The sequence below is a fragment of the Xanthomonas sp. F14 genome, assembly GCF_014199865.1.
Genome location: NZ_JACHOM010000001.1, coordinates 862,725 through 880,858, shown reverse-complemented (window position 1 = coordinate 880,858; position 18,134 = coordinate 862,725). Strand labels below are relative to the sequence as shown.

16 protein-coding genes and 1 tRNA gene are annotated in these 18,134 nt (G+C 65.7%); 1 reads left to right on the top strand and 16 read right to left on the bottom strand.

Annotated elements, in window-relative coordinates; all coding sequences use genetic code 11:
- Positions 1–85: 85 nt before the first annotated feature.
- Together GGR73_RS03935 and GGR73_RS03930 are read right to left on the bottom strand one after the other, a co-directional pair.
- Positions 86–1,081: a DedA family protein/thiosulfate sulfurtransferase GlpE gene (locus GGR73_RS03935; protein ID WP_184455727.1), complete on the bottom strand. Its 996-nt coding sequence runs from the start codon at positions 1,079–1,081 to the stop codon at positions 86–88.
- 44 nt (positions 1,082–1,125) lie between these two features.
- Complete coding sequence (locus GGR73_RS03930) at positions 1,126–2,070, bottom strand: LysR family transcriptional regulator (protein ID WP_184434296.1); 945 nt, start codon at positions 2,068–2,070, stop codon at positions 1,126–1,128.
- 134 nt (positions 2,071–2,204) lie between these two features.
- On the opposite strand from GGR73_RS03930, the gene GGR73_RS03925 reads away from it, so the two are divergent.
- Positions 2,205–2,906 (top strand): pirin family protein, encoded by a 702-nt coding sequence (locus tag GGR73_RS03925; protein WP_184455725.1) that lies wholly within the window; start codon positions 2,205–2,207, stop codon positions 2,904–2,906.
- Positions 2,907–3,083: 177 nt separating this feature from the next.
- Here GGR73_RS03925 and GGR73_RS03920 read toward each other — a convergent pair whose 3' ends face one another.
- The 14 genes from GGR73_RS03920 to folP all read right to left on the bottom strand — a co-directional run bounded on the left by GGR73_RS03920 (position 3,084) and on the right by folP (position 18,099).
- A complete protein-coding gene (locus tag GGR73_RS03920) occupies positions 3,084–5,051 on the bottom strand; it encodes a methyl-accepting chemotaxis protein (RefSeq protein ID WP_180969674.1) in 1,968 nt (655 codons plus the stop codon).
- Positions 5,052–5,287: 236 nt separating this feature from the next.
- Positions 5,288–5,380, bottom strand: a tRNA-Ser gene (locus GGR73_RS03915).
- 83 nt (positions 5,381–5,463) lie between these two features.
- Positions 5,464–5,676 (bottom strand): carbon storage regulator CsrA, encoded by a 213-nt coding sequence (csrA, locus tag GGR73_RS03910; RefSeq protein ID WP_024939585.1) that lies wholly within the window; start codon positions 5,674–5,676, stop codon positions 5,464–5,466.
- Between the two features lie 138 nt (positions 5,677–5,814).
- Complete coding sequence (gene alaS, locus GGR73_RS03905; RefSeq protein ID WP_184455724.1) at positions 5,815–8,463, bottom strand: alanine--tRNA ligase; 2,649 nt, start codon at positions 8,461–8,463, stop codon at positions 5,815–5,817.
- 101 nt (positions 8,464–8,564) lie between these two features.
- Positions 8,565–9,053 carry a recombination regulator RecX gene (recX, locus tag GGR73_RS03900; RefSeq protein WP_046342362.1) on the bottom strand — a complete coding sequence of 163 codons (489 nt, stop codon included), beginning with the start codon at positions 9,051–9,053 and terminating at the stop codon, positions 8,565–8,567.
- Positions 9,054–9,328: 275 nt separating this feature from the next.
- Complete coding sequence (gene recA / locus GGR73_RS03895; RefSeq protein ID WP_016904265.1) at positions 9,329–10,363, bottom strand: recombinase RecA; 1,035 nt, start codon at positions 10,361–10,363, stop codon at positions 9,329–9,331.
- A gap of 172 nt (positions 10,364–10,535) precedes the next feature.
- Complete coding sequence (gene lexA, locus GGR73_RS03890) at positions 10,536–11,183, bottom strand: transcriptional repressor LexA (protein WP_024939582.1); 648 nt, start codon at positions 11,181–11,183, stop codon at positions 10,536–10,538.
- Between the two features lie 93 nt (positions 11,184–11,276).
- Complete coding sequence (ubiB, locus tag GGR73_RS03885; RefSeq protein WP_184455722.1) at positions 11,277–12,953, bottom strand: 2-polyprenylphenol 6-hydroxylase; 1,677 nt, start codon at positions 12,951–12,953, stop codon at positions 11,277–11,279.
- 370 nt (positions 12,954–13,323) lie between these two features.
- A complete protein-coding gene (locus tag GGR73_RS20265) occupies positions 13,324–13,557 on the bottom strand; it encodes a hypothetical protein (RefSeq protein ID WP_456362913.1) in 234 nt (77 codons plus the stop codon).
- A gap of 138 nt (positions 13,558–13,695) precedes the next feature.
- Entirely contained in the window at positions 13,696–14,190 is a 495-nt protein-coding gene (locus tag GGR73_RS03875) for a CinA family protein (RefSeq protein ID WP_039515969.1), read from the bottom strand.
- A 336-nt stretch (positions 14,191–14,526) separates the two neighbouring features.
- Entirely contained in the window at positions 14,527–15,846 is a 1,320-nt protein-coding gene (hflX, locus tag GGR73_RS03870) for a ribosome rescue GTPase HflX (RefSeq protein ID WP_024939578.1), read from the bottom strand.
- A gap of 11 nt (positions 15,847–15,857) precedes the next feature.
- Entirely contained in the window at positions 15,858–16,136 is a 279-nt protein-coding gene (hfq, locus tag GGR73_RS03865; protein WP_005915027.1) for an RNA chaperone Hfq, read from the bottom strand.
- A gap of 77 nt (positions 16,137–16,213) precedes the next feature.
- Positions 16,214–17,197, bottom strand: coding sequence for a tRNA (adenosine(37)-N6)-dimethylallyltransferase MiaA (gene miaA, locus GGR73_RS03860; protein WP_024939577.1), 984 nt, complete (start codon positions 17,195–17,197; stop codon positions 16,214–16,216).
- Positions 17,197–18,099, bottom strand: a complete 903-nt coding sequence (folP, locus tag GGR73_RS03855; RefSeq protein ID WP_126965765.1) for a dihydropteroate synthase — start codon at positions 18,097–18,099, stop codon at positions 17,197–17,199. Before folP ends, miaA begins: the two co-directional genes overlap by 1 nt.
- Positions 18,100–18,134 lie beyond the last annotated feature (35 nt).

Here is an 18,134-nt window from a genome sequence, read left to right as displayed (position 1 = left end):
TGGCCGCGCTGTTACCACGCAGCGAACGCGACGCAGCAACTGCCAAAGACCAGCACACCCGCCGCAGGACATCGCGTCACTGCGGTCAGGCCATCGCGCCCAGCACATCATCGGTACGGGCAACCACCGCCACCGGCAGCAACGAGGTCACCGGATGCCCGGCGTCGCGCCATGCATCCAGCCCACCCAGCAACGGCCGCACGTCGCCATATCCGCGCTCGCGCATCCGACCGGCCAACCACGCCGCCGACACCTCGTCCGGACACGCGCAATAAATCACCACACTGCGATCGCGCGGCACGCTGGCCAGGATCTGCGCAAGCTGACGCTCGTCGGCAAACACCGCGCCGGGAATCGTGTACGGCTGCAGATCGCGATAGCCCGGCGCACGGATATCCAATACCGTCGGCCGTAGCGCTTCGTCGCCATCCAGCAACGGCACTAGCTCGTCCACCGCAATACGCGCGTGCTCCAGCGAGCGCAGCAAGGCATGCCGCCGCCACCAACGCCAGCCGACGTAGCAGGCCAGCAACACGGCCAGCACCACCACCGCACCGGAGCCCAGATCGGACAGCAACGCGAGCACGTCCTGGACCTGATGCGCGAACAGCGCGCCCAGGCTCAGCCCGACGAACGCCCACAGCGACGCACCCAGGGCGTCGTAGCGCAGGAATGCCGCCGGGCGCACCCGCATCGCACCGGCCATCGGCACCGAGACCATCGACAGACCGGGCACGAACTTGGCCACCGCCAATACCCGCACACCCCAGCGCGAGAAGAACCGCTCGGTCTTCTTCATGCAGGTATCGCGCGACAGCGACAGCCGGCACAGCGACTGCAGGGTGCGGTTGCCGAAACGGCGGCCGGCCAGATACCAGGCCAGGTCACCGAGCAGACTCGCCAGCACCGACACTGCCAACGCCAGCAATCCGGCCAGCCAGGCGTCGCTGCCGCCCTGCAGCGCGTAGCCGGCACCAACCAGCACCAGGGTCGGCAGCGCCGGCACCGGCAGGCCCAGCGACAACGCCAGCACGTTGGCAAAGACCAGCGCCAATCCGTACTGTTCGATCAAGCCTTGCATGCGGCGACCCTGCGCGACGGCGAGGGCCCATTATCCGCCCTTCCTCACACGCGCGGCTGCCCGCCGGCGACGGAACGATACGTTTCGGCAAGCGACTGCAACCAGCCATCGAACAGTCCATCGCGGCGCAGTGCGCGCCGCCACCAACCCAGTGCCTCGCCCTCCTCGCCCGGCCGCCACGCCAGGTAGAAGGTTTCATCGGGTTTACGGGGCTCCACCTGCAGCGCACACAGCCGCCCGTCCTGTAGCGCGCCGCGCGCATACGGCTCGGGCAGAAAACCGTAGCCGGCACCGGCCAGCTGCAACTGCAGCTTGGCCTGCATGTCCGGCACGGTGAGCACATCGCGCGCGGAGAGTAGGCCCACCGTGCGTGGCAGCAGACGCCGCGCCGAATCCGCCACCGCGATCGCACGGTGTTCGGCCAGCTCGGCCGCGCCCAGCAGGCCGGTGCCCGCCAGCGGATGCGTGGAGGCCACCGCGAACACGAAGCCCAGCGTGCCGATCGTCTCGGCGACATAGCCGCCACCGCTCGGCCCCTCGCCCGCCGCCACGATCAGGTCCACGCGCCGATCCAGCAGCGCCTCCCAGCTGCCGGACAAGGATTCGCTCACCACGCGCAGGCGGGTGCTGTCGGCCACCGTGTAGAAGTCCAGGATCTGCGCCTGCAGCAAGGCCACCGGCAAGATCGCATCCAGCCCGATCGCGAAGTCCGACTCCCAGCCCGAGGCCACCCGCCGCACCCGCACCTCCAGCTCCTGCGCGGCCCGCAGCAGCTGCCGCCCTTCGCGCAGCAGTTCGCGCCCGGCCTGGGTCGGTGTCGCCTTCGGCCCGACCCGCTCGAACAGCTGCACGCCCAGATCGTCCTCCAGCTTGGAGACCGTGTAGGAAATCGTCGACGGCACCTTGAACAACACCTTGGCCGCGGCCGCGAACGAGCCGCGGCGGTCGATCGCATCCAGGATCTGCAGTGCTTCCAGGCTGATCTTCATTGTTCGATTTTTTCGATGGTAGCGACCAAATCTACTCGCTTTTTGGCGCCGGCGCGGAGGTAGAGACTAGCCACCAAGCCGCCGGGACACCGAGTCATTCCCTGGCGACACCAACCCTTTCAAGGAGAAGCAGCATGTTGAATGTCCGCAAGAGCGAAACCCGTGGCCGCGCCGAACATGGCTGGCTGTCCTCGCGCCATACCTTCTCCTTCGCCAGTTACCACGACCCGCGCCACATGGGCATCGGCCCGCTGCGGGTGATCAACGAAGACAAGGTGACCCCGGGCGAAGGCTTCGGCACCCATGCCCACCGCGACATGGAGATCATTTCCTACGTGCTGGGTGGCGCACTGGAGCACAAGGACAGCATGGGCACCGGCTCGGTCCTGCACTACGGCGATGTGCAGCGCATGAGCGCCGGCAGCGGCGTCACCCACAGCGAGTTCAATCACTCCGCCAGCGAACCGGTGCACTTCCTGCAGATCTGGGTGATGCCCGAGCGCAGCGGCATCGAGCCCAGCTACGAGGAGAAGCATTTCGATGCCGACAGCAAGCGCAACCAACTGCGCCTGATCGCCTCGCCCGGCGGCGAGCACGGCTCGCTGCGCCTGCATCAGGACGCGCGCCTGTATGCCTCGATCCTCGACGGCGAGGTGCGTCTGCAGCAGCCACTGGCCGAGGGCCGCATCGGCTACGTACAGGTGGCGCGCGGCAGCCTGAGCGTCAATGGCCAGGCGCTGTCGGCCGGTGATGCGTTGCAGATCATCGACGAGCCGGAGATCGTGCTGGCCGATGCACGCGATGCGGAAGTGCTGGTGTTCGATCTGCCGAGGTAAGCGCCACCAGCTCAGCGAACGGCGTGCCGCAGACCAGGCGGCACGCTGCGCACTGGGGATCGGCCGATATCAAAAAGCCCGCTTCCGGCGGGCTTTTTTGTGCTCAGGCACCTCTGCTTGCAGGGCAGCTGCGACGACGCAGCGCATCGACAATCCCGCGCAGCACTCTGCGCGGGATCATGCCGCCTGCGGCTTGGCAGGCCTGACAAGCGACTTGCTCGCGGGTTCGCTGCGCACGGCAGCCGCCTCCGCCGCGCCATCGCTGTCGCCATTGACCAGCGCAAACAGCGCATCGGCATCGGCTTCCAGCACACGCGCCGAGCGCGCCAGATCGTCGACCATCTGCGCCTGGTCGCGCGCCTGCACACCGATCGATTGCAGCGCGGTGTTGGCGGTGGAAATGTCCCGCGCCTGCTCCTGACTGGCAGCGGCAATCTGCTCCACGGTCGCGGTGACCCGCAGCACCGAGCTGACCATGTCCTGCATCACCGCCCCGGCCTGCTCGGCCAGGCGCGAACCATCGCCCACCTGGTCGGCTGCATTGTCGATCAAGCCGCGAATTTCCTTCGCCGAGACACTGCAGCGCTGCGCCAGGCTGCGCACCTCGGTCGCCACCACGGCAAATCCACGCCCCTGCTCGCCAGCGTGTGCCGCTTCCACGGCCGCATTCAAGGCCAGGATATTGGTCTGGAACGCGATGCCGTCGATCACCTCGATGATCTGGCCGATACGATCGGTAGCCGAGCGTATGCCGGCCGTGGTCTTGACCATGTCGGCGATGACGGTAGCGCCGCGTCGGGCAACATCGGCCGATGCCTCCGCCATGCGCTGCGCCGAGCCGGCACTGTCGGAATTGCTGCGTACGGTCTCTGCCAGCTGATCAATGGTTGTCGAGGTCTGCGCCACGGCTGCCGACTGCGTTGACGAGCGGCTCACCAGGTCCTGGTTGCTGACCGAAATATGGTGCGCCTCGCGCTGCACGTTCTGCGCAATGCTCATGGTCTGCTGCATCAACTGACGCATGCGCTCGGCCGAGCGCACCTGATCGGTGACATCGGTGGCGTACTTGACCACCTTGTACGGACGACCGGACACATCCAGGATCGGGTTATAGGACGCCTGGATCCACACCGGACTGCCGTCCTTGCGCAGCCGACGGTAGCGGCCCGCATCGAATTGCCCACGCGCCAGCTTCGCCCAGAAATGCCGATAGTCTTCGGAGGCACCGTAGTTTGCGTCCACGAAGATGCGGTGATGCTGGCCGATCGCCTCCTCGGCGGAGTACCCCAAAATGGCCAGGAAGTTGTCGTTGGCACTCAACACGTGCCCTTCCAGATCGAACTCGATCACGCCCATCACCTTGTCGATGGCCTGGATGCGACCATCGGCGTCGGCCGAATCGATCACCTGACGGGTCACGTCGGTGGCGTACTTGACCACCTTGTACGGCCGCCCGTGCTCGTCGAGCACCGGGTTGTAGGACGCCTGGATCCACACCTCGCTGCCGTCCTTGTTGAGGCGCTTGTAGCGCCCCGCGTCGAACGCGCCGCGTCCCAGCTTCTCCCAGAACGCGCGATAGGCCGCCGACTGACGCGTTTGCGCGTCCACGAACATGCCATGGTGCTTGCCGCGAATCTCATCGAGCCGGTAGCCCATCACCGCAAGGAAATTCTCGTTGGCATCGAGCACCGTGCCATCCAGCGAAAACTCAATGACCGCCATGACCTTGTCGATCGCATCGATGCGGCCCTCGAAGTCGGCGGTCTGGCGCACCTGCGTGGTGATGTCGGTGGCGTACTTGACCACCCGATAGGCCTTGCCTGCACGATCCAGCAACGGATTGTAGGAAGCGTTGATCCATACCTCGCGCCCGTTCTTGTCCAGCCGGCAGAATCGCCCGGCGTTGAAGTCGCCACGACGCAGCGCCTGCCAGAACTGCTGATAGCTTTCGCTGTCGCGGTCGCTGGGGGTCACGAACATGCGGTGATGCTGACCGACAACTTCGTCGAGCCGGTAGCCCATCAGCGACAGGAAATTCTGGTTCGCATGCAGGATGCGGCCATCAAGATCGAACTCGATCACCGCCATCACCCGGTCCACCGCATCGGCCTTGTGCTGCAGCCCACGGCTCCGGGAAGAAAACAGGCGTCCAAGCAGAGGCGGTAGGCGCATCGGGGTGAGATCCGAGAGAGGTGTCACAGCCTTAGCGACCCGTGCCCGGCTTACTTGAATCGCTGCATGCAGCGCGTTCGTGGCAATTCAGATGCTGAGGCCGGCACAGCCACCAGCGTGGCGCCAGCGATGCCACTGCAGACCGTCACTGACCTGCCGGCACAAATGAAAACGCCCGCAAATCAGGGATTTGCGGGCGCTTGAAACACTGGCGGAGCGAGAGGGATTCGAACCCTCGATAGAGCTTTTGACCCTATACTCCCTTAGCAGGGGAGCCCCTTCAGCCGCTCGGGCATCGCTCCAGTTTTTGCGTCCTGCCGCGGTGTCCGTTGCAGGCCGCGAAGAATACCGGGTAAGAGGGGCTAACGTAAACCCTTTATGACGATCAATTCGAAGAATCGTCGCCTTGATGCGCACCGGAAGCGACCGGCTCATCCCCACGCTGGATCCGCTGATAGATTTCCTCGCGGTGTACGGCAACATCTTTCGGTGCGGTGATGCCGATACGCACCTGATTGCCCTTGACGCCGAGTACGGTCACAGTGACCGAGTCGCCGATCATCAAGGTTTCGCCTACCCGGCGAGTGAGGATCAACATTTTGCAAATCTCCTGGAACCGGTGGGTTTCCCACCAGCATCGGCGGCCGACTGACGAGGCGCGCCCTAGGTAAAGGGAATAGACCGGAAATGGTAGCGGGACACCCTGCCAAGCAGCAAGGCATACCAGGACAAGTGTTCAGCCCAAGTGTTGCTTGACCCAGGAGGGCACGCCTTCCAGCGCGGTCGCAAGGGCGGGACCATCCTCGCCACCACCCTGGGCGAGATCCGGACGACCACCGCCCTTGCCTCCGATCTGACTGGCGATATGCCCGAGGAGTTCCCCCGCCTTCACCTTGCCAGTTGGGCTGCCGTTCACGCCGGCAACGAGCGCAACCTTGCCGGCAGCCGCGCCTGCCAACACGATGACCGAATCGCCCAACTGCTGCTTGAGGCGATCCATCGCATCGCGCAACGCCTTGGCATCGAAGCCCTCCAGACGCACGGCGACCACCTTGACGCCCGCCACATCGACCGCGCTGGAACCCAGGTCTGCAGTTGCGCCGGAGGCCAGCTTGGCCTTGAGCGACTCCAGCTCACGCTCGAGCCGCTTCTGCCGTTCGGTGAGCGCGCGAACCTTGTCGACCACCTCGGTGGCATTACCGCCGAGCAGGCTGGCCGCCTCAAGCAGACGTCGTTCCTCATCGGCGACATGGTCCAGCGCGCCCTGCCCGGTCACTGCCTCGATGCGACGCACACCCGAGGACACACCGCCCTCGGAGGTGATCTTGAACAAGCCGATGTCGCCGGTGCGGGTGACATGGGTGCCGCCGCAGAGCTCGGTGGAATAACCGCCCATCTTCAGCACGCGCACGTTCTCGCCGTACTTTTCGCCGAACAGCGCCATCGCGCCGAAATCCAGCGCCTCCTGCATGGCCATGTTGTGCACTTCCACGCTGTGGTTGGTGCGCACCTCGGCGTTGACCTTGCGTTCGATCACGGCGAGCTCTTCGGGTGTGATCGGCTGGAAGTGCGAGAAGTCGAACCGCAAGCGGTCCGGTGCAACCAGCGAGCCCTTCTGCTGCACGTGGGTGCCCAGCACCTCGCGCAGGGCCGCATGCAGCAGATGCGTGGCCGAGTGGTTGAGGATGGTCTTGCCGCGACGCTGCACGTCGATGCCGCCTGCCAGCACATCGCCCAATGCCAGCGCACCCTCGGTGATGCGCCCGACATGGCCATGGAACTGGCCGGCAAACTTCTGGGTGTCAGTGATCTCGATGGAGACATCGCTACCGCTCAGCTGGCCGCTATCGCCGACTTGACCACCGGACTCGGCATAGAACGGCGTGCGGTCGGTGAACACGATGACCTCGTCGCCGGCTTCCGCGCGTTCAACTGGACGGCCCTGCTTGAGCAACGCCACGACCTTGAGTGCATCGGCATCGTAGGCCTCGTAGCCCAGAAACACCGTCGGCGACATGGTGGCGACCAGATCGGCCGGCAATGCGACGCCGCCACCGAACTTGCCGGCGGCACGCGCGGTCTCGCGCTGACGCTCCATGGCGAACTCGAAGCCCTCCATGTCCACGCGCAAGCCGCGCTCGCGTGCGATGTCGGAGGTCAGATCGACCGGGAACCCGTAGGTATCGAAAAGGCGGAACGCATCGGCGCCGGGAATCACTTCCTGCGCGCGCGCGGCAACGTCGTCGAAGATCTTCATGCCGGCGTCCAGCGTCTCGGCAAAGCGCTCTTCCTCGGCCAACAACGCGCGCGCCACGGTCTCCCGCGCGACCACCAGTTCGGGATAGGCCTCGCCCATCAGCTCGACCAGGGTCGGCACCATCTTGCTGAAGAACGGCTGGCGTACCCCCAGCATCCAGCCGTGGCGCAGCGCACGCCGGATGATCCGACGCAGCACATAGCCACGGCCTTCGTTGGACGGCAGCACACCGTCGACGATCAGGAACGAACAGGCGCGGATGTGGTCGGCGATCACCCGCAGCGACTTGTTCTCCAGATCGGTGACGCCGGTCAGCGCGCTGGCCTTGCCGATCAAGGCCTGGAACAGATCGATCTCGTAGTTGGTATGCACGTGCTGCAGGATCGCAGCCAGGCGCTCCAGGCCCATGCCGGTATCCACGCACGGGGCCGGCAACGGCACCAGGGTGCCGTCGGGCTGGCGGTCGAACTGCATGAACACCAGGTTCCAGATCTCGATGAAGCGGTCGCCATCCTCGTCCGGGGAGCCCGGGGGGCCTCCGGCGATGTGGTCGCCGTGGTCGAAGAAGATCTCGGTGCACGGGCCGCACGGGCCGGTATCGGCCATCTGCCAGAAGTTGTCCGACGCGTACGGCGCACCCTTGTTGTCGCCGATGCGCACGATGCGGCTTTCCGGAATGCCGATCATGTCGCGCCACAGCGCGAAGGCTTCTTCGTCGGTGTGATAGACGGTGACCAGCAGCCGCTCGGCCGGCAGCTTCCAGACCTGGGTCAGCAGCTCCCAGGCCCAGCTGATGGCGTCCTTCTTGAAGTAGTCGCCGAACGACCAGTTCCCCAGCATCTCGAAGAAGGTGTGATGGCGCGCGGTGTAGCCCACCGAATCCAGATCGTTGTGCTTGCCGCCGGCACGCAGGCAGCGCTGCACGTCGGCCGCGCGGACGTAGCTGCGCTTCTCCGCGCCGAGGAAGACGTCCTTGAACTGGACCATGCCGGAGTTGGTGAACAGCAAGGTCGGGTCGTTGCCCGGCACCAGCGGCGCGGATGGCACGATGGTGTGGCCCTTCCTCTCGAAGAACGCGAGGAAGTCACTACGGATCTGGGAAGTGCTGAATTTGGCAGGTGCGTTCATGTGCTGGCATTGGGCGGGCGGCAGTCCCGGTCACCCAATGAGATGTGGGCGCAGATGAGCGGAACAACCTGAAACCACGAAGGGTAGCAGGCCTGACGCCCTCAGTCCTCAAGGTCGAAGCGCGTGGCGCTACGAATGCTGTTGCCATCGAAACCACGCCGGGCCAGCAGATCGGCGGCCTTGCGCCGCTGCGGCAGATCGGTGGGGCCCTGGTCGCCAAAGCGACGCCGGATCAGATCGCGCGCGTTTTCGGTCCAGTCGCCCTCAAATGTCGCCATTGCGGCGCTGATGGCATCGCTGTCCAGACCATGGGTTCCCAACTCTGCGCGGATATGCAGTGGGCCGTAGCCCGAGCCTGCACGAGTGCGCACGACCGAGGCCGCAAAACGGGTGTCGTCCTGCCACCCCTCGTCAGCCAGGCGCTCCACGGCCGCCTGTGCAGCGTCCGGCTCGATACCGCGGGCCAGCAGCTTGCGGTTCAATTCCTTGCGCGAATGCTCACGCCGCACCAGCAATCCCAGTGCGCGTTGTACTGGCGTCTGCTCCTTAAAGCGGCGTCCCCGCTTTGGCGCGGGCTGTTGCTCGTCCATCGTGGGTGTCCCGAGTACCAAAACCACACAGCATCAATGCGCCGTCCGTGGCGCCTGCCCTCCTGGCCTTCAATAGATCTACCGCGGGAAGCGACGGCACTGACTCCGCCGTCCCCGCGATAGAAAACCTGCCACAGCCGTCAGTGCTGCCGTTCTGCCATCAGGCGGACGCGGCCGGTAGGCAAAACCGGGGTGGCCCCACGCGGACGTCACGGTTCGCACTGCTGCCGAGACACCTGCCTGATGACGGCTGGGCTCGCACTGCCTGGCTGCTGTTATTCCTTCTCGACGTCGTCGCCGGCTTCGCGTGGCGCTTCGGCCGGCTGGAACTTCTCACGCAGCTCGGCTTCCAGCCGCACTGCAACCTGCGGGTTGTCGCGCAGATAGCCACGCGCGTTGTCCTTGCCCTGCCCGATGCGTTCTTCGCCGTAGCTGTACCAGGCGCCGGCCTTCTCGACCAGCTTGGCTTCTACGCCCATGTCGATCAGCTCACCCTCGCGGCTGATGCCTTCGCCGTAGAGGATTTCGGTCACGACCTGCTTGAACGGAGGCGCCAGCTTGTTCTTGACCACCTTGATCTTGGTCTGGTTGCCGATGATTTCGTCGCCCTTCTTGATCGCGCCGATGCGACGGATGTCCAGACGGACCGATGCGTAGAACTTCAGCGCATTGCCGCCGGTGGTCACTTCCGGGCTCTGGCCCGGCATCATTACGCCGATCTTGTGGCGCAGCTGGTTGATGAAGACCACCAGCGTGTTGGAACGCTTGATATTGCCGGTCAGCTTGCGCAGCGCCTGGCTCATCAGGCGGGCCTGCAGGCCCGGCAGCTGGTCACCCATTTCGCCTTCGATTTCCGCCTTCGGAGTCAGCGCGGCGACCGAGTCGACCACCACGATGTCCACCGAACCGGAACGCACCAGCATGTCGGCGATTTCCAGCGCCTGTTCGCCGGTGTCCGGCTGCGACAGCAGCAGGTCGTCGACATTGACGCCCAGCTTGGCGGCGTAGATCGGGTCCAGCGCATGCTCGGCGTCGATGAAGGCAGCGGTGCCTCCCTTCTTCTGGCATTCGGCAATCGCCTGCAGGGTCAGGGTGGTCTTGCCCGACGATTCCGGACCATAGATCTCCACCACGCGGCCCTTGGGCAGGCCGCCGATCCCCAGTGCGATGTCCAACATCAGCGAGCCGGTCGGAATGACTTCGACGGCCTCGATCACACGGTCGCCCATGCGCATCACCGAGCCCTTTCCGAATTGCTTCTCGATCTGGCTCAGTGCGGCGGAAAGGGCGCGCTTCTTGTTCTCATCCATCTGGGTGATCCTTGTCAGTGATTTCGGTGTAGGGCTAATGTAACGGCGGTGTATCGCACAGGCTGAGACTGGCTGCGACACACTCAGATTAGGGAGGTGGCCATGGCGATGGCAGCGGGAAATCCTGCGGCACCGGCTCGGGATAACGCCAGTGGGGCCATCGGCGCAGTACTCAACGATTCGGCCTCAACAGCCCGCAGTACAGGCCCTCGATCGCGAAATCCTGATCTGGCAACACTTCGATCGGCGCGTAGTCCGGGTTGCGCGGCAGCAGGCGGATGCGGTCCTTGCCGATCTTCAACAGCTTGACCGTGATCTCCTCATCGATGCGCGCCACCACGATCTGCCCCGAGCGCGCGTCGCGGGTGCGGTGCACCCCGATCAGGTCGCCGTTGAAGATGCCTTCGTCGCGCATCGAGTCGCCCTGCACCTTGAGCAGATAGTCCGGCGACGGCGAAAAGAACACCCGGTCCAGCACCACGAAGTCGTCCGAGCCGATATCCGCGCCAATCGGCAGGCCTGCCGCCACGCGTCCCAGCACCGGCAGGCGCAGCACATCGTCGCGCACCGGCTCGTTTGCAGCGGCAGGCGGGGTACGCGATTGGGCGCCCTGCCCGGCCAGGCGGATGCCGCGAGCCTGGCCGGGGACGCGACGAATCGCACCGGCCTGCTCCAATGCCTCCAGATGGTATTGCGCGCCGCGCACACCCTTGAAGCCGAAGGCGCGCGCGATCTCGGTCTGCGAGGGAGGTACGCCGTCGGCATCGATGCGCTCGGCGATCAAGGCCAGGATTGCTTGCTGGGTATCGGTCAGGTCCATGGTTAGTAGTATTACTACTAACTGGCGCCTGCGCAATAGCCGTGTCGTACGCTACGCACGGGTCAGCCACCGGAGTCGGCACGCGTGCCGCGTCTAGCGTCGGCTGCGCCAGATGGAGAACAGGATCCAGACGCCGCACAGGGCTGCACCGATGAACCCGCCGACGCCCAACGCGAGCAGCCAGCGGCTGGCACTGCCCCCGACACTGTTCATGACGATCGACGAGCCGATCACCAGCGCGGCAGTCACGATCCCCATGGTGAGCCGGTTGGCCGCGCGATCGACCTGCTCGCCGAACTCGCGCAATGCACGCGTTTCGATCTGCAGTTGCAGCTTGCCGCGCCGCGCGGCCTGCAGCAGCCGTTTGAGGTCGCGCGGCAGATCGCCGATCAGGTCGATCGCGCCGGTCACGGTGCGACGGCTGCGCCGCAGCATTGCGCTGGGCGCATAACGCTGCAGCACCACGCGTTCGAGATACGGGCGCGCCTCGGTGGCCATGTCGAAATCCGGATCGAGCTGGCGTCCCATGCCTTCGAGCGTCAGAAACGCCTTGATCATCAACGCCAGATCCGACGGCAGGGTCAGCCCGTGATCGCGCAGGATCGAGGTCACATCGCCCAGCATCGCGCCGATGCGCAGCTCCTTCAGCGGCACCCCACGGTACTCGTCGACGAAGGCACCGATATCCTGCTGCAGCCGCGACTCATCGATTTCCAGGCTGGTACCGGCCCACTCCAACAGTACGTCGATGACCGCTTCGGCGTCGTAGCTGACCATGCCATGCAGCAGTTGTGCGACCTGGAAGCGGCGCTGCTCGGAAACGCGTCCGACCATGCCGAAATCGATGACGGCGATGCGCCCGTCGCGCAGATAAAAAATATTGCCCGGATGCGGGTCGGCGTGAAAGCAGCCATCCTGCAGCACCATCTTCAACACGATCCCGGCGCCGGTGCGTGCGAGCGCCTTGCGGTCCAGGCCGGCCGCATCCACGGCGACCAGATCCCGCCCCGGGATGCCGTCGATGAATTCCTGCACGTTGAGCGATTCGCAGGTCCACTGCCAATAGACAGACGGCACCACCACCTGGGGGTCGTTGACGAAATTGGCTGCGATGCGCTCGGCATTGCGGCACTCGGCGGCGAAATCGAGTTCGCGCCGCAGGGAGAAGGTGAACTGCTGCACCACCTCGGCGGGGCGATAGCGCTTGAGATCGGGAGCACGCGTTTCCACGATTTCCGCCAGGCGTGCCAACAGGCGCAGATCCGCATCGATGACATCGCCAATGCCGGGGCGGCGGATCTTCAATACCACCGGCGTGCCATCGGCCAGCCAGGCGCGATGCGTCTGCGCCAGCGATGCCGCAGCCAGAGGCTGCTCGTCCAGGCGTGCGAACACGCTTTCCGGCTCCGCGCCCAGGGCTGCCACCAGTTGCGGGCGGATCTGTTCGAACGGCAGCGCGGGCACCGCGTTCTGCAGCTCGCTCAGCTCCTCGATCCACTCCGGCGGCAGCAGGTCCACACGCGTGGCCAGCACCTGCCCCAGCTTGACGAAGGTCGGCCCGAGTTCCTCGAGCGCGCGCCGCACCCGCGTCGCGGCGGACATGCGCAGGCGGCCCTCGGCGTTATGCCAGTGCAGCAGCTTGCCGGCACGTTCGAGCACGTCGGCAAGCCCGATGCGCCGCACCACATCGCCGAATCCGTAACGGATCAGCACCGCGGCGATTTCCTGCAGCCGCCCCAGGTCCCGAACGGTGCCGAGCGCTTCCCACATCAGCACACCGCCTGCGATCGCGCTGCGGCAACAGGACAAATGGCGTTAACGTGCATCGCTGCATGTGTGCCGTCGCTGCGCGCACCCATTGAGCATGCACGACCACGCGCAACCGCCATGGCGGCATGATCGCTTGCGCACACGATGGCGCACCGAGCGGCCGCCTCCGGCATCGGTTGCCTGCCGGATGCGCGCAGGCCATCGGGCAACACCGGGACATCGCCAGCAGATCGGCACGGTACGGACAAAAACAACGCATGAGCAAACAGCGGAAGCATCGGCATGCGGGTTGAAGACGGGACCTTGTTTGTAGCCGATCTGCACCAGCCTGTCGCGTCATGGACGTTTGCCGGCTTAGCCGAGGTTGCGCCTACGCTTGCATCCTGGTGGCTTGGCAAGGGCGTGCCCAGGTCTTCAAGCCTTCATCCCGTAATCGCAAGGTCACCCCATACGTGCGCGGCGCGCCCAGACAATCACGACTGCCGGGCAGCAGCGCAGCATCCGTGTAGCTGATCCCGCCCTGCCGCATCAGGCCGGGGATGACGCCCTGCCGCAGCAGTTCGGTATCGATGTCGCGCGACACCACGCTGGGAATGGCACCCACCAGAAGCTGGTTGCGAGGAAATGACTGCGCTGAAAGTCGCTGAAGTCCTGGTAGAACAGCGCGGCATTGAGCAGACGGTTGTCACCTAGCCAGCTGGCCTTGGCGCCGAGCTCGTAGCGGTCGACGGATTCGCCGGAATTAGAGCAGTGCGCTCAAGCCCTGCAGCGCGGCAACCACGGTCTGACGCCGCACTGCATCGCGATCACCAGCGAACTGGAACAACTGCGCAGTGGCATAGCCGCCGCGCCGCTTCCAGCCGATCCATACCGTGCCGACCGGCTTGTCCTCACTGCCGCCACCCGGGCCGGCGATGCCGGTCACCGCCACCGCGATGCTCGCACCGGAATTGACCAGCGCGCCCGACACCATTTCGATCACCGTTTCGCGGCTGACCGCACCATGCACTTCCAGCGTCTGCGGCCGCACGCCCAGCAAGGCCTGCTTGGCCTCGTAGCTATAGGCGGCCATGCCGCAATCGAACCAGTGCGAGGACCCCGCCACATCGGTGACTGCCTTGGCGATCCAGCCACCGGTGCAGCTCTCGGCAGTGACCAGGCGCTCGCGCGCGGCAAGCAGCTGCTGACCGAGGCGTTCGGCCAGCTGCTGCAGTTCGGAATCGGCGGACATGGACATGGGCACGGCGCATGAAGAAGCAACCGACGTTTTAGCCGAATTCGCCGCGCCTGTCTGCGCTGGCGCCCAATCCGCGCCAGCGACGACGTGGCCGAGGTTCAGTGGCGGTGTGCAGCCGATGGCAACGGGCATCGGCTGCGCTGGTAACCGGATCGCAAGGATATCGGCGGCTGGAGGACATTCTCACGCCTGCACGACTGCTGCAGACACGCATTCGGTCGCGCCAGCAACAGAACCCACCGTCACCCAGCGCGATCGCCACACCGCCGGCAGATATCGGCCTGCCCCGACAACGGCGATCTGCACGGCTGGCACAAGCCGACCGTGCAGCGCCGCTCACGACTCCCAGTCTTCGCGACGATCGGGCAGCATCGCCCGCAGTGGCGCACCGTCGTCGCCGGCAGCCAGGCGCTCGGCCTCGACCATCGGCAGGTCGACCTCCAGCAACCAGCCGTCCTCGTCGGACTGCTCGCCGCGCACCACTTCCAGTTGATGCAACTTCGAGCGCAGACGGCCGGCCGACGGCGGCAACCGCAGTTGCCCGGTCACATGGCGCAGGTCCAGTCGCTGCCCGAGCGCATGCTGCAATTCCTGCAGCCCGCGTCCGTCGCGCGCGGAGACCCACACGCGCTCACGCCGCGCCTGGTCGGGAATGCCGTCCTGCGCATCGTGACGCACCTGCGCGCCTTCGATCTTGTCGATCTTGTTGAATACCAGCAGCTGCGGCAGATCGCCCGCACCTACCGCATGCAACACCTCATCGACCTGCTGGATGCGTTCCTCGCGCAGCGGGTCGGCCGCATCGACGATATGCAACAGCAGATCGGCGTCGCGCGCCTCGGACAAGGTCGAACGGAATGCGGCGACCAGTTGGTGCGGCAGGTCACGCACGAAGCCGACCGTGTCGGCCAGGATCGCACTGCCGCCCGGCAGCGCGATGCGGCGCACGGTAGGATCGAGCGTGGCGAACAACTGGTCGGCCACGTAGGCCTCCGCACCGGTCAAGGCGTTGAACAGCGTGGATTTGCCGGCATTGGTGTAACCGACCAATGCAATCCGCGGCAGTTCGCTGCGCATGCGCGCACGCCGCATCTGGGTCCGCTGCACCTCGACCTTTTCCAGCCGCTGCTGCAACTGCTCCACCCGCTTCTGCAGCAGGCGACGGTCGGTTTCCAGCTGGGTTTCGCCAGGGCCGCGCAGGCCGATCGAACCGCCGCGCTGACGTTCCAGGTGGGTCCAGCCGCGGACCAGCCGGGTGGCCATATGCCGCAACTGCGCCAGCTCCACCTGCAGCTTGCCCTCGTGGCTGCGTGCCCGTTGCGCGAAGATGTCCAGGATCAGGCCGGTCCGGTCGATCACGCGCCGCTCCAGATAGCGCTCCAGATTGCGCTCCTGGCCGGGCGACAAGGTGTGATTGACCAACACCAGATCCGCACCGGTGGCCTCGGCAGCAGCCTTGATCTCTTCCAGCTTGCCGCTGCCGATCAAGGTCGACGGGTTCGGTTTGTCGATGCGCGCGGTGAGCGTGGCCGCCACCGTGGCGCCCGCCGACTTGGCAAGGTCGGCGAACTCCTCCAGCACATCCTCTTCGGCAGGCCCACCGGAGTGGGTCTGAATCAACAACGCGTGTTCACCCTTGCGTGAGCGATCAAACACGCACTACTCCATTACTGCTCGACGTCGTCATCTTCCGCCTGGTTGCCTTCATTGGATTGCACATACCCACCACCCGGTCCCACGCGCACATTGCGCGCCGGCACGACCGTGGAGATGGCGTGCTTGTAGACCATCTGACTCACGGTATTGCGCAGCAGGACCACGAACTGGTCGAACGACTCGATCGTGCCCTGCAGCTTGATGCCGTTGACCAGATACACAGAAACCGGCACCCGCTCGCGCCGCAGCGCGTTGAGGAATGGGTCCTGTAAAGATTGCCCCTTAGCCATCGAAAACTCCTCTTCATTATTGTTCTTATAGTCCCGGTCGACACCTGCCATCCCCAGCCGGCCCCGGAAACGGGATGTTACACGCCTGAAGCCTGCCGTACAGCGGGACGTTGGCCGAGGAAGCCGACAAGTGCACTTTCCAATCGTTGGCGGTCATGCTCCGGGTCGAACCAGCGCGCGTCGAGCTCGCCACGCAGCCAGGTGAGCTGCCGCTTGGCCAGTTGACGGGTGGCCTGCACCGCCTTGTCGCGAAAGTCGGCCAGGCGACCGGCCCCATCCAGGTACTCCCAAGCCTGGCGATACCCCACTGCGCGCACTGCGGGCAGATCCAGCGGCGCGGAGACTGCACGCAGTTGCGGCAGTGCCCGCAGACGTTCCACCTCGGCCAGAAAGTCCTGTGCCAGCATCGTGTCCAGGCGCTGCTCGATGCGTGCATGCAGCACCGCGCGCTCGCGCGGCGCCAGCACCACCTTCAGCACCCGCACCGGCAAACGGGGACCCGAAGGCAGCGCCTGCCAGTAGCTGATCGGCCTGCCGCTGATGCGGTAGACCTCCAGCGCACGCTGGATCCGCTGCGGATCGGTGGTGTGGATGCGCGCCGCCGCGACCGGGTCGACGTCCGCCAGTTGTGCGTGCATCCGCGCCCAGCCAAGTTCCCCGGCTTCGGCTGCGATTGCCGCGCGCACCGCCGGATCGGCCTCGGGCAACTGCGACAGCCCTTCCAGCAAGGCGCGGAAGTACAGCCCGGTGCCGCCGGCCAGGATCGGCAGCTTGCCGCGCGCCACGATCTGCTCGATCGCCTGCCGCGCATCGCTGGCGAATTCCGCCGCCGAATAGATCTGCCAGGGCTCGCGCAGATCGATCAAGTGATGCGGCACTGCCGCGCGCATCGCCGCATCCGGCTTGGCCGCGCCGATGTCCAGGCCGCGATACACCAGCGCCGAATCGACACTGACGATCTCGCCGTTCCAGCGCTGCGCGGCGTCCAGTGCCAGCGCGGTCTTGCCGCTGGCGGTCGGCCCCATCAGCGCAATCGCCAGCGGGCGGCGGTCGGCCGGCATCAGTCCTCGTCCGGCCAGCGAATGCTCGGTGCCGCAGGCGCGCTCACCCGCGGCAGCGGAATCGCCGTCATCGCGCTCCACACCTTTAGGGCATCCACGGTGGCGGCCACATCATGCACCCGCAGCAACATCGCGCCGTGTTGGGCGGCGATCAGATGCGCGGCGACCGAGCCGTATACGCGCTCTGCGGCGAGCTGGCGCCCGGTCAACTCACCGATGCTGCGCTTGCGCGACAGCCCCGCCAGCACCGGCAGACCGAACTCCTGCAGGCGCTGCAACTGCGCCAGCACGGTCAGATTGTGCGTGGTGGTCTTGTCGAAGCCGAACCCCGGGTCGAGGATCAAGCGGCGCTTGTCGATCCCGGCCATTTCGGCCGCGAAGATGCGCTCGGCCAGGAAGCGATGCACCTCGGCCACCACGTCGTCATAGTGCGGCGCGTCCTGCATCGCATGCGGCGCGCTGCGTGCATGCATCAACACCACCGGCACCCGCAATTCGGCTGCCGCATCCAGCGCCCCCGGCGAGCGCAGCGCATGCACGTCGTTGATCATGCCGGCGCCGGCCGCGACCGCCGCGCGCATCACCTCCGGCTTGTAAGTATCCACGCTGATCGGGACAGTGGTCTGCTGCGCCAATGCCTGGATCACCGGGACCACGCGCTGCAGCTCTTCCTCCAGCGATACCGGCGTGGCACCGGGGCGGGTGGATTCGCCACCGATATCCAGCACCGCAGCGCCCTGCTCGACCAGCCTCAAACCATGCGCGATGGCGGCGTCGCAGCTGGCGTGCTGGCCGCCGTCGGAAAACGAATCCGGCGTGACATTGACGATTCCCATCACCTGCGGCGCATCCAGTCGCAGCGCGCGACCGGCGCAATCCAGCTTGAGGGCAGTATCGAACATCGGTGGTGTCTCCTTGGATGGTTGCGATCAGCGCC

Coding starts and splice junctions, on each gene's coding strand:
- GGR73_RS03935 (WP_184455727.1), bottom strand. CDS start 1,081: ATGCAAGGCTTGATCGAACAGTACGGATTGGCGCTGGTCTTTGCCAAC.
- GGR73_RS03930 (WP_184434296.1), bottom strand. CDS start 2,070: ATGAAGATCAGCCTGGAAGCACTGCAGATCCTGGATGCGATCGACCGC.
- GGR73_RS03925 (WP_184455725.1), top strand. CDS start 2,205: ATGTTGAATGTCCGCAAGAGCGAAACCCGTGGCCGCGCCGAACATGGC.
- csrA (WP_024939585.1), bottom strand. CDS start 5,676: ATGTTGATCCTCACTCGCCGGGTAGGCGAAACCTTGATGATCGGCGAC.
- alaS (WP_184455724.1), bottom strand. CDS start 8,463: ATGAACGCACCTGCCAAATTCAGCACTTCCCAGATCCGTAGTGACTTC.
- recX (WP_046342362.1), bottom strand. CDS start 9,053: ATGGACGAGCAACAGCCCGCGCCAAAGCGGGGACGCCGCTTTAAGGAG.
- recA (WP_016904265.1), bottom strand. CDS start 10,363: ATGGATGAGAACAAGAAGCGCGCCCTTTCCGCCGCACTGAGCCAGATC.
- lexA (WP_024939582.1), bottom strand. CDS start 11,183: ATGGACCTGACCGATACCCAGCAAGCAATCCTGGCCTTGATCGCCGAG.
- ubiB (WP_184455722.1), bottom strand. CDS start 12,953: ATGTGGGAAGCGCTCGGCACCGTTCGGGACCTGGGGCGGCTGCAGGAA.
- GGR73_RS03875 (WP_039515969.1), bottom strand. CDS start 14,190: ATGTCCATGTCCGCCGATTCCGAACTGCAGCAGCTGGCCGAACGCCTC.
- hfq (WP_005915027.1), bottom strand. CDS start 16,136: ATGGCTAAGGGGCAATCTTTACAGGACCCATTCCTCAACGCGCTGCGG.
- miaA (WP_024939577.1), bottom strand. CDS start 17,197: ATGCCGGCCGACCGCCGCCCGCTGGCGATTGCGCTGATGGGGCCGACC.
- folP (WP_126965765.1), bottom strand. CDS start 18,099: ATGTTCGATACTGCCCTCAAGCTGGATTGCGCCGGTCGCGCGCTGCGA.